Source organism: Stenotrophomonas sp., from assembly GCF_050737075.1.
Classification (GTDB): domain Bacteria; phylum Pseudomonadota; class Gammaproteobacteria; order Xanthomonadales; family Xanthomonadaceae; genus Stenotrophomonas.
Genome location: NZ_JBOHXV010000047.1, coordinates 26,915 through 36,690, shown reverse-complemented (window position 1 = coordinate 36,690; position 9,776 = coordinate 26,915). Strand labels below are relative to the sequence as shown.

The 9,776-nt window shown below is 69.6% G+C and carries 13 protein-coding genes; 8 read left to right on the top strand and 5 right to left on the bottom strand.

Translation table 11 applies throughout. The features are described from left to right. Positions 1-1,601, top strand: a 1,601-nt coding sequence (gene recD / locus ACREPD_RS12650; RefSeq protein ID WP_431599664.1) for an exodeoxyribonuclease V subunit alpha, incomplete at its 5' end; no start/stop codon positions are given. Between the two features lie 26 nt (positions 1,602-1,627). Here the strand turns inward: recD and ACREPD_RS12645 are convergent. Continuing rightward, positions 1,628-2,023 carry a hypothetical protein gene (locus ACREPD_RS12645; RefSeq protein WP_431599663.1) on the bottom strand — a complete coding sequence of 132 codons (396 nt, stop codon included), beginning with the start codon at positions 2,021-2,023 and terminating at the stop codon, positions 1,628-1,630. A gap of 329 nt (positions 2,024-2,352) precedes the next feature. Here ACREPD_RS12645 and ACREPD_RS12640 point away from each other — a divergent pair, with 329 nt between their 5' ends. From ACREPD_RS12640 to ACREPD_RS12610, 7 genes are all read left to right on the top strand, one after another. Beyond that, positions 2,353-2,937, top strand: a complete 585-nt coding sequence (locus tag ACREPD_RS12640) for a helix-turn-helix transcriptional regulator (RefSeq protein ID WP_431599662.1) — start codon at positions 2,353-2,355, stop codon at positions 2,935-2,937. Between the two features lie 135 nt (positions 2,938-3,072). Continuing rightward, on the top strand, positions 3,073-3,567 hold the full coding sequence (locus tag ACREPD_RS12635; protein WP_431599661.1) for a DUF2589 domain-containing protein: 495 nt from the start codon (positions 3,073-3,075) through the stop codon (positions 3,565-3,567). A gap of 74 nt (positions 3,568-3,641) precedes the next feature. Next, positions 3,642-4,286 carry a DUF2589 domain-containing protein gene (locus tag ACREPD_RS12630; RefSeq protein WP_431599660.1) on the top strand — a complete coding sequence of 215 codons (645 nt, stop codon included), beginning with the start codon at positions 3,642-3,644 and terminating at the stop codon, positions 4,284-4,286. A 101-nt stretch (positions 4,287-4,387) separates the two neighbouring features. After that, positions 4,388-4,645 carry a hypothetical protein gene (locus ACREPD_RS12625; protein WP_313345251.1) on the top strand — a complete coding sequence of 86 codons (258 nt, stop codon included), beginning with the start codon at positions 4,388-4,390 and terminating at the stop codon, positions 4,643-4,645. 23 nt (positions 4,646-4,668) lie between these two features. Then, positions 4,669-5,094, top strand: coding sequence for a hypothetical protein (locus ACREPD_RS12620; protein WP_431599659.1), 426 nt, complete (start codon positions 4,669-4,671; stop codon positions 5,092-5,094). Position 5,095: 1 nt separating this feature from the next. Further along, complete coding sequence (locus ACREPD_RS12615; protein ID WP_313344966.1) at positions 5,096-5,287, top strand: hypothetical protein; 192 nt, start codon at positions 5,096-5,098, stop codon at positions 5,285-5,287. A 53-nt stretch (positions 5,288-5,340) separates the two neighbouring features. Continuing rightward, positions 5,341-6,093, top strand: a complete 753-nt coding sequence (locus ACREPD_RS12610) for a hypothetical protein (protein ID WP_431599658.1) — start codon at positions 5,341-5,343, stop codon at positions 6,091-6,093. A gap of 70 nt (positions 6,094-6,163) precedes the next feature. Here ACREPD_RS12610 and ACREPD_RS12605 read toward each other — a convergent pair whose 3' ends face one another. The 4 genes from ACREPD_RS12605 to ACREPD_RS12590 all read right to left on the bottom strand — a co-directional run bounded on the left by ACREPD_RS12605 (position 6,164) and on the right by ACREPD_RS12590 (position 9,757). Further along, positions 6,164-6,664: a lysozyme gene (locus tag ACREPD_RS12605; protein ID WP_431599657.1), complete on the bottom strand. Its 501-nt coding sequence runs from the start codon at positions 6,662-6,664 to the stop codon at positions 6,164-6,166. A gap of 71 nt (positions 6,665-6,735) precedes the next feature. Next, positions 6,736-7,956: a hypothetical protein gene (locus tag ACREPD_RS12600; protein ID WP_431599656.1), complete on the bottom strand. Its 1,221-nt coding sequence runs from the start codon at positions 7,954-7,956 to the stop codon at positions 6,736-6,738. A gap of 83 nt (positions 7,957-8,039) precedes the next feature. Beyond that, complete coding sequence (locus ACREPD_RS12595; protein ID WP_431599655.1) at positions 8,040-8,777, bottom strand: hypothetical protein; 738 nt, start codon at positions 8,775-8,777, stop codon at positions 8,040-8,042. Positions 8,778-8,851: 74 nt separating this feature from the next. Then, a complete protein-coding gene (locus ACREPD_RS12590; protein WP_431599654.1) occupies positions 8,852-9,757 on the bottom strand; it encodes a 2OG-Fe dioxygenase family protein in 906 nt (301 codons plus the stop codon). Positions 9,758-9,776: the final 19 nt, after the last annotated feature.

Here is a 9,776-nt window from a genome sequence, read left to right as displayed (position 1 = left end):
CCGACGGTCCACTGGTGCTGGAAGGCGGGCTGCTCTATCTGCGGCGCTACCGCGAATACGAACGCCGGCTGGCCGATGGCCTGCAGCGCATCGCCACCCACCCGCTGGCGCAGGACGACCCGGCCGCGCTGGCCGCGCTGTTCGCGCAGCTGTTCCCGCAGGCGCGCGAGGGCAGCGACCACCAGGCCCGCGCGGCGGCCGTGGCCCTGCGCCACCCGCTGGTGCTGGTCACCGGCGGCCCTGGCACCGGCAAGACCACCACCATCGCCCGGCTGCTGGTGTTGCTGGCCGCCCAGGCGGTGCAGGCCGGCCAGCCGCTGCCGCGGGTGGCCCTGGCCGCGCCCACCGGCCGCGCCGCCGAACGCATGGCCGAAAGCCTGCGCTCTGCCGTGCAGCGCCTGCGCCTGCTCGGCATCGCGCCGGACCTGTGCGACGCCATGCCGGGCACCGGCACCACGCTGCACCGCCTGCTCGGGGTCATCCCGGATTCGCCGCGCTTCCGTCACCACGCCGACAACCCGTTGCCGTTCGACGTGGTGGTGGTGGACGAGGCCTCGATGATCGACCTGCCGCTGATGACCAAGCTGGTCGAGGCGGTGGCGACCGGGGCGCGGCTGGTGCTGCTGGGCGATCCGGACCAGCTGCCGTCGGTGGAAGCCGGCGACGTGCTCAGCGCGATCCTGCGTGCCAGCGGCGATGGCCGTGGCACCCAGGCCGACGATGCGCAGGCACTGCAGCGCCTGCTGGCGCCGGCCACCCTGCAACCGGTGGCGCCGGCCACCCGTTTCGGTGGCCGCCGCGTGCAGCTGCAGCGTGGCTACCGACAGACCACCGCGCTGGACCTGGCGCCGCTCGCGCACGCCGTCCGCGATGGCGACAGCGCCGCCGCACTGGCGCTGCTGCGCGCCGACAGCCTGGCCGGCGTGCACTTCCACGAGAACCAGATCGATCCGCTGCAGCAGCACCGCGAGCACCTGTTGTCGCATTGGCGGGGGCTGGGTGAGGTGGCCAGTCCTGCCGAGGCGCTGGCCAATGCCGGCCGCATACGCCTGCTCACCGCCGTGCGCGAAGGGCCGCAGGGCGCGCGCGGGCTCAACGCACGCATCGAGGCATTGCTGGCCGGCGTACCGCGGCCGGGCATGGCGCCGGGCTACTTCCACGGCCGCCTGCTGCTGATCACCGAAAACAGCTACCGCCATCGCCTGTTCAACGGCGACATCGGCATCTGCCTGGCCGAACCCCACGGCGCGGTCACCGCCTGGTTCCCCGGCGAGACCCCGGACCAGCCACGCGGCTTCCATCCGGGCGCGCTGCCCGCGCACGAAAGCGCGTTCGCCATGACCGTGCACAAGGCACAGGGCTCGGAGTTCGATGAGGTCTGGTTGCAGCTGCCGCGTCGCGACAACCGCGTGCTGTCGCGCGAGCTGGTGTACACGGGCATGACCCGCGCCAGGCAGGCGCTGCACGTGCTGGGCAGCGCCGAGGTACTGCAGGCGGCGCTGGCCCGGCATGCCAGCCGCATTTCCGGGCTGGCGACGCGCCTGTCAGGCAGCCCGGCAGATCAACCTGCTGCAGAGCCAACCCAAGGCCAGCTCTGGTAGAGCCGGGCCATGCCCGGCTGTTCCGGTTATTCCGGAATAATCACCGTCCCGTCGGGGAACACGATCGCACCATCACCGCTGGCATCGAAGAAGCCTACCTGGTGCGCGTTGGCCAGTACCTGCGCGAGCCCATGGGCTTCTTCGGCCACGTCGTCCTCGAACGAGGCATAGATCACGTGGGTACCGACGCTGTAGTCGGTGACCTCCGGGCGATCGTCCTCGTCATCGGACAGCGGGCCGCTCATCGGCGGGAAGTGCTCGATGATCGCCGTGAACCATGCCTGCAGGGCCGGCACGGACACCGCCGGGTCGTCGTACTCGTGCTTCTCGTTCCACTCGGTCTGCGCGTCGTACCACTCCAGGAAGGCAGCGGCATCGCGCGGTGCCACGGCGGGGTCGAACACCATCAGGTCGTAACTCATTGCGGCTCACCTTGTTCCATGCACAAATGCAGGACGGCAGGATACCGCCCATGGTGATAAAACCGTGCATCCTGTGTTCCACATCTCGCTTCACAAGTGAGATACATCACAGTTAATCGGCCCCGCGCTGCATGGCGCTCCCCATAGCCGATCCAGTGTCGCGCCAAACCTGCCGATACGAAAGCGCCCTGCAACGATGTGACAAGCATCTGCAACGCGGCGCCAAATCTTTACGCACCGCTCCGGTTACACCGGTACGCGAAGCACTACGGCGTCGCGAACAACCCATTCCGCCGTAGGGCAATCCACGCTAAGGAGACGGCACGGCTATGGACGTACTGGAACGCGGTTTGGAGCTGTCTTCCCGTCACCGGCATGAGGTGGCGGGAGGCGGAGGCGCCGACGATGGCGATGGTCGGCTGCTTGCGTGGAGCCTGGCACTGCTCACGCGCATGGGGCATTGCAGCTGCCAGGGCTGCACCGATGTCGATGTGGATACGGCCTGGGAGGCGCTGCTGGCGCGTACCCGGATCCGTCCGCATGGCACCGCCGCCACGCGGCTGGTGGAACGCGCACGCGACTGGATCGAACACCACGCCGATGACGAAGACCTGTCGGTGGACCGGTTGGCGTCGGCGTTGAACATGTCGCGCACCAGCCTGCACCGCAAGCTGGTGGCCAGCATCGGCCATCCGCCCGGCGAACTGATCCGCACCGTGCGCCTGCAGCTGGCGCAACGCCTGCTGCGCGAAGGCGAGGGCAATGTGTCCGAGGTGGCCTATGCGGTGGGCTTCGTCAGCCTCTCCGGTTTCAGCCGTGCCTATCGCCATCACTACGGCGAGCCACCGTCGAGCATGCGCGGTGCGTGCGCGGCGGTCACCGCCGCGCGCACACCGCGTGCAACGCGCGGATAACCCCGCGCAACACCCCGCCGTACGCCGGTATGGGGCGGCGGGTATCAATGAACCCGTGGACCACGACCATCGATCTGCGCCTCTCGCGCATCGCAGGGATCCACGAACAGGAGCGAGGGCGAGATGAGCGGAACCATGTCATTCCACACGTTGATCGAAGCGCTGGCCGGAGCCGTCATCGAGGCCCAGGACAGCATCGAGATGCACCAGATTTCCCACTTGCGCGACTACTTCGACGAAGACAACCGGCCCCGGAGCGTCACCATCCGCATGCCCTCCCTGCACCCGCAGGCCGAGGAAGGCGATGAGGACCTGTACCGCGCGCCGCTGTTGCCGCTGGTGTCCACCAACAACCTGCGCATCCGGGAGGTGGAGATCAGTTTCAACGCGGACCTGGCGGAACTGGGTGCCGAGGATCCGTACCCACCTGCGCCGGGTGCGACGGAAGCCTGGGAGTCGCCGCGGCCGGCGGCGCGACACGTAGGACTGGATACCGGCCGCGGCAAGGGCGTGGGCAACGTACACGTGCAGTTGCGCGTGGAAGGAACCGAGCCGACCGATGGCGCGGCGCGGTTGATGAACCACCTGGCGCAAAGCCAGGGGGTGTTCAAGACCATCAAAGCAACGTGATCCCGCAGTACCCGCACCGACCCGGTCGCGTGATGCGGCCGGTGTCGTCCACCTTTCCACAGGAGTGAACTGCAATGCCCGACGAACTGGTCAACATCTCCAGTCAGTTCAAGGGCCTGCCGATGAGCGACCTCATCGGCGGCCCGCTGACTGCCGCCTGCGATTCGCAGATCAAACTGGCCCAGGCCACCGCCAGCTTCATCCGCTCGGTCGGTTTCCTGCCGCCCACCGACCCGGCCAACACCGACCCCAACGCCGTGGGTGGCACGCGCACCGCGCTGTTCCGCTTCAAGCGTCCGGTCGACAACCTGGACCCGGCCACCAAGGACGCCCAGCCGTTCTCCGAAGAGGAAGTCGAACTGGAAGTACCGCTGCTGGCCATCGTCAAGGTGCCCAACCTGAGCATCTACACCGTGGACATCAACTTCGAAATGGAAGTGAAGTCGTCGTTCTCGGCCAAGGAGAGCCAGGACTACTCGGCCGGCATGCAGGCGGAAATGAAGGTGGGTTGGGGCATCTTCTCGGCCAAGGTGAACATCCAGGGCTCGGTGGCCTCGCACAAGGAAAACACCCGGACCTCGGACAACTCGGCCAAGTACACCGTGGCCGTGCACGCCGAAGACAAGGGCATGCCGGAAGGCCTGGCACGCGTGCTGGACATCCTCCAGACCGCCGCCGCGCCGCGCAAGATCGGCCCGCCGGTGCCGGTGCCGGCCTGATCGGCAGGCACACATCGGTGGCCACCAACACCACCGCGGAATGACCCGCCGCGTCCTTCAGGCGCGGCGGGTCCGGCATGTCCAGCGCAAGGATGACCCGCATGTTCGATCTCAATGACGTGAAGTACGTGAAGCGCATCGTCGTCGGCAGCAACAACCCGACCCAGATGTTGACCGACGCCGACCTGGCCCAGGCCCAGGACCTGTTGAACCGTTGCCTGAGCGATACGCCCAAGGGCTCGATCCTCGGCATCGAACGCAGTTTCACCATCCTGCAGATCGGCGAGCACCAGGTCGTGCTGCAGTGGCTGGCCTACCACGTGGGCTTCCCCAGACGCCCGGTGTGGATGGCCGACTGACATGGCCACCAGGAGTCCGCCGCATGGCCGACCATCGGCTTGACGACCTCATCCACGTGCTCGCCTCGGCACTGGCCCATGGCCGCGCGCAGGGCGCGCGTGCGCACCTGGCCCGGCTGCAGGCGCGGCTGGGCAGCGGGCAGACGCTGGCGGTGAGCACACTGGTGGACGGGCAGTGGCAGTCGCAGCCGGTACCGCTGGCCGACCTCGTCCTGCCGCGCGGCGTGCTGGCCACCTGCCTGGAAGTACAGATCGACTGCTGCCTGGAAGAACTCGACGGCGGCCACGGCGCATTGCCCTTGCTTGCGCTGTGCCCCTGCACCGCACCGGCCGAGCACCTGCTCACCATCAGCCTGCGCGGCGGCACCCCGATCCACGTCGAGCTGCTGCTCGACGGGCAGCTGCTGCGCACCCTCAGCGTGGATCCCCACGCGACCGCGGAGAACTGACATGGCCCGACCCGAGCGCCTGCGCCTGCTGCTGTCCAGCGACGATGCCCGCCAGGTGCAGGAGTGGATGGCGCCGCTGCTGGCACGACGCCGCGCACAGGCGGCCGCACGCCGTCGCCGCCGCCGGCAGCGCCTGCTGGCCTGCCTGTGGCTGGTGGCGTTGGCCATCGCCCTGATGACCCGTTATTTCTGAGCGTCCGCCCGCCTCCGGGCGGGCGTGCGCGTCTTTCCACCCAGGAGTACGCCATGAGCACCCACCCCGTTTCATCCCGTTGGGCCCTGTTGGCCCTGTTCGCGCCGCTGCTGGCCCACGCCCAGGCCAACCCCGATGCCGCAACGCCCACGCCGTGGGCTGGCGTGGACATCGTCGACGGGCGCCCGTCGTCGGTGCGCCTGCTGCCACAACCGGGCAGCGATACCCTGCAGATCGTGTTCGGCCAGCCGCGCAACTGCCGGGTGGAGGCGCGACCCACCGGCGGCGGCGCGGGCCGCTACGAGCTCACCGGCAGCAGCGGCGGCCGCTACTGCAACCAGTGGTATCCCGGGCGGATGACGCTGGACGCCGACACCTCACCGGCCCGGCTGCAGCTGCGCAGCGGCGCGCGCGAGGCCAACCTGCCGCTGTGGAAAGCAGCGCAGGGGCAGGCCGCCGATACGTTGAACGCCGCGCTGGACGGACGCTGGACCACCATCGTGCAGACCACCGACGGTGCCGAGGTGGACCTGGCCGTGCAGCTCGCCGGACGCGACCCGGGCGATACCGGCGGCAACCTCGTCTACGGCAGCCCGCGCAACTGCCGGCTGCCGCTGCGCTTCGAAGGCAACGCCGCCGACGGCGCGTGGTTCGCCGTCCTGCCCGGCAACGGCGGCGCGATCTGCGACCGCCTGGTGGGCCGCTGGCTGGTGGTGCAGCCGCGGGGCGAGGGCATCGCCGTGCGCATCGACCCGGGCAACGGCGAGTGCACGCCGGGCTGCCTGCTCGGCCGCGCCGCTCGCTGAACTGCCTGCAATGAACGCGGCCCGTGCTTCCGGAAGGAAGTGCGGGCCGCCATGTTTCCGCTGCCGTGTCTTACCAGTGGGTATAGGCGCCGCTGCTGTACATGCGCCACTCTGCCGCGCGCCGGTTGTCGAGGCCGCGCATCACCTTGCCCTGTGAGCGGTTCCACGCCTTCCACGCCGCTTCCAGCGTTGCGAAGGTAGTGACCGCGCGCGGGTTGTTGATCATCTTGACCACCGACGAGCGCGCGAAATTGCCGCCGCCGATGTTGTAGCAGAGGATGGTCAGCGCATCGAACTGGCATTGCGACAGCGTCGCGGTGATGCTGCGTGCCACCGCCTGTTCGAACGGCTGCAGGTCCTGGTGCAGCAGCTGTTCGGCCTGCGCCAGGCTCACCCCGCCGCCCAGCCGGTCCCATTCGCCGCGGCCGATCAGGTGCCCGTAGCCCACCGTGGCGCCCTGTACCCACGCCGCGATCGGCTTGCCGGTCTGGTCGTCATACGGCTGCAGGCGCTCACCTTCCACGTGCTTGAGCCATTCCACGCCCTGCGGGCTCAGTGTCATTGCGTTCATTGCGGATCCTCGTTGGTCTGGGCGCATCCAGGAGAGGTCGCCACGCCGCGTCGTTGCGCGGCGCGGGGTGCTTAGCGGCGGTCGGGCAGCTTGAAGCCGATGTAGGTGCCGGAGCTGAGGCCCATCAGGCCGAGCAGGGTCGGGCTGAGCTCGGGCATGCTCAGGTTGTTGTAGACGTCGGACAGGAAGATCACGCCGAGGATCAGCGTGAACGCGAAGATCTGGAAGCGATCGAACCGGTAGCCCTGTGCGTCCGAGAGCAGGTCATGCAGCAGGCCCTGCGACACCGCTTCCGGTGCCTGCTGCTGCAAGGTGCGCAGTTGCTGGTCGATCTGCGCCACGCGCTGCCGTGCCGCCTGCTGCCGGCCGCGTGCATCAGCATCTGCGTCCGGGTCCTGCCAGCGCCCACGCGCCCCCAGCTGAGGCACCAGCTGCTCGCGTTCGGCCAGCAGGCCGCCCTCGCGCGCATCCTGCGCGGGCGCCGCGCCGGCATCGATCACCGCCTCGCTCAGCGCCGTGCCGGCGCTGATCCCGAGCAGGGCCAGCAGCGAGGGATGGATGGTGTCGGTGGCGTCGGTGACCAGCCAGATCGCGGTGTAGGACAGGTAGATCAGGAAGAACCACACCGCCATCTGGAAGCGGCCCAGGTCGTAGGGCTGGGTCGCGCCGGGGCCGGGCTTGCGGATGATGCTGGTGGTGCGCGCCAGCTGTACGAACACCGCCAGCGTCACCACCACCAGCGCCAGCGCGATGCCGCCGTACACCGGCGAGATCACCGTCAGCAGCACCCGCTGGCCGCCGGTGAGCACGGTATCGAACGGCGCGCCGTCGGCCGGGCCGACGCTGAACGTCACCCGCCGCTGCAGCCCTTCCGGCGCGCCGAGCAGGTCGGTCCACACCGCGCGGTTGTCCTCGTTGATGCGCAGGTGGAACAGCAGGCGCCCGTGCACCAGGTCGATCGCCTCGGGCGTGTTGCCGGTGATCGCGCGGCCATCGATGAAGGGCACCAGTTGCTTCGGATCGCCTTCCATCGCCCAGTGCGCCAGGTTGGCCACCTCGACGGTGAGCGTGTAGTCCAGCTCGAGGTGGCCGTGCAGCGCGGTGACGCGCGGCGCTGCATCGGCGGCGTGTGCCGCAGGCGCGGGCGCGAACAGGGCCAGCAGCAGCGACAGCAGTATCGCCACCAGGACCGCCAGGCCACGCAGCAGCGCGGCAATGCAGTGCTGGCGATAGGCACGTGCACGTTCGGCTGCATCGGCCGGCGGCGGGGAAGGGGGATCAGGGGTGTGCATGCAGCCTCCGTGGCAACGCGCAGCGACAGCGCTGCGCAGCACAGGTATAGGACGGCGGTGTCGGCACGGTGCGGCGCGTTGTTTCAGGGTGTTGCCGTGTCGTTCCGGCGTTTCGCACGCAACCGCGTGGGCGGCGCCGCGCGCGCCACATGCACCGGCTCGGCCGGCACCAGCACCACGCTGGAGGCGGTGTACGGAAACACGCCCAGGTCCGATACCTCGCCTTCGCCGGATTCGGGAAACACGTGGCGGCGGTGCCCGGCAATCACCCGTTCGGTGGTGATCTGCTCGGCCAGTGCGGCCATCCGCAGCGGCTGGGCGAACACCTCCACGCTGATATCCAGCTGGCCCTCGCCGTGCAGGGGCTGCACGAACACCAGCTCCACCGCGCGGCCCGGGTCCACCGCATGCCATCCCGAATGGCTGTCGTCGAACGCATAGCGCGCGCTGGCACCGTCGCGCGCCGGCTCCAGGTGGAACGGGCGCAGCCCGATCGGCAACGGCACGATCGATTCGCGTAGCAGCGAATTCTGCAGCCACGCCGCCTGCACGCCGTCTTCGGTGGCCATGCCGATCTGCACATCGAGGACGGCGAAGCTGAGCTCGCCCACGTTGGTGATGGTGATGGTGTTGCGGCTGTCGACGCCGCCGTCGGCGCGATGCTCCAGTTCGGTGGCGATCGACACCGAGGCCAGCGCGCGCTGCTGCTCCCACAGCACCGGGCGCGCCGACAGCCACGCGTCGAGCGCGATCACGAACGACACGCCCGCAATGGTCAGCGGCAGCGCCTGTTCCGCCACCAGATGCAGCAGCTTCAGCATCCGCCCGCGCCAGGCGGAGGGTGGCTGCCGCCGGGGTCCGCGGCCATTCGCCGCCGGTCGTGCGACCCGCGCCTTCATGCCGGTGCGTCCGCGAGTACATGGGCGTCGATGCCCAGGATCATGCGCTGGCCGGGATGCCCTGCGGCGGCAACCCGGATGGGCGAGACCTCATGCCAGAGCGGTGAACCCGCATCGGGCTGGAAGATGCCTTCGCCTTCCTGCAGTTCGCGTTCCAGCAGCACGGGGCCGGCGGTGCCGCGCAGCACCCGCGAGGTTCCGCCCAGCACGCCACGGCGGCGGACGACCAGGGCGGACACGATGTAGTCCGCGCCGTCCTGGTGCAGACCTTCCGGCGCCGGGTCCACCGCGCTGTCGCCGTCGGCCAGGGTCAGCATCTGGTGCACTGCCATCTCCAGCGCGATGGCACCGCACTGGCCGTGGATCGTTTCGGCGATGCCACTGACAAAGCGCAGCATGTCCGGGTGGTAGGTCAGCGCCAGCGGCATCGCGGCGAAGTCGCGCACCGGGGTGCGCCCGTCCACGGCCGGCTGCTCGAAACGCGTGTCGGCCAGGGGCTGCAGCTGCCAGCAGCGGGTCGCGTGGCGGCTCAACCGGTACTTGCGCAGGCTGCGCCGGCGGTGGGGACGGAACCGCAGCAGCGCCTCGCGCAGCACGCACGGCAGCGCACCCAGCAACGCCGCCCACGAGGGGTCGGCGGCGTCGCCGGCGCAGGCATCCAGCAGCGCGCGCTGGTTCGTGTCGAGGATGCTGCGGTAGCGCTCCAGCATCTGCCGGCGGCGCCGCGCCACATCCCAGGTGTCCCACGGCAGGTGGTCGGCCTGGTCGGCCAGCAGGTCGAGGAACGCCGGGGTCAGGCCCAGCTGCTCCATCCGGAACAGGCGCGGCGCGCAGCGGCGCTGCGGCGTGCGCGGCAGCGCCAAGCCGAGGCTGTGCACCGGGTGCAGATCATCGAGAGGCATGTGCGTTCTCCGTGGGCAG

Coding starts and splice junctions, on each gene's coding strand:
- ACREPD_RS12645 (WP_431599663.1), bottom strand. CDS start 2,023: ATGAGTTACGACCTGATGGTGTTCGACCCCGCCGTGGCACCGCGCGAT.
- ACREPD_RS12640 (WP_431599662.1), top strand. CDS start 2,353: ATGGACGTACTGGAACGCGGTTTGGAGCTGTCTTCCCGTCACCGGCAT.
- ACREPD_RS12635 (WP_431599661.1), top strand. CDS start 3,073: ATGTCATTCCACACGTTGATCGAAGCGCTGGCCGGAGCCGTCATCGAG.
- ACREPD_RS12630 (WP_431599660.1), top strand. CDS start 3,642: ATGCCCGACGAACTGGTCAACATCTCCAGTCAGTTCAAGGGCCTGCCG.
- ACREPD_RS12625 (WP_313345251.1), top strand. CDS start 4,388: ATGTTCGATCTCAATGACGTGAAGTACGTGAAGCGCATCGTCGTCGGC.
- ACREPD_RS12620 (WP_431599659.1), top strand. CDS start 4,669: ATGGCCGACCATCGGCTTGACGACCTCATCCACGTGCTCGCCTCGGCA.
- ACREPD_RS12615 (WP_313344966.1), top strand. CDS start 5,096: ATGGCCCGACCCGAGCGCCTGCGCCTGCTGCTGTCCAGCGACGATGCC.
- ACREPD_RS12610 (WP_431599658.1), top strand. CDS start 5,341: ATGAGCACCCACCCCGTTTCATCCCGTTGGGCCCTGTTGGCCCTGTTC.
- ACREPD_RS12605 (WP_431599657.1), bottom strand. CDS start 6,664: ATGAACGCAATGACACTGAGCCCGCAGGGCGTGGAATGGCTCAAGCAC.
- ACREPD_RS12600 (WP_431599656.1), bottom strand. CDS start 7,956: ATGCACACCCCTGATCCCCCTTCCCCGCCGCCGGCCGATGCAGCCGAA.
- ACREPD_RS12595 (WP_431599655.1), bottom strand. CDS start 8,777: ATGCTGAAGCTGCTGCATCTGGTGGCGGAACAGGCGCTGCCGCTGACC.
- ACREPD_RS12590 (WP_431599654.1), bottom strand. CDS start 9,757: ATGCCTCTCGATGATCTGCACCCGGTGCACAGCCTCGGCTTGGCGCTG.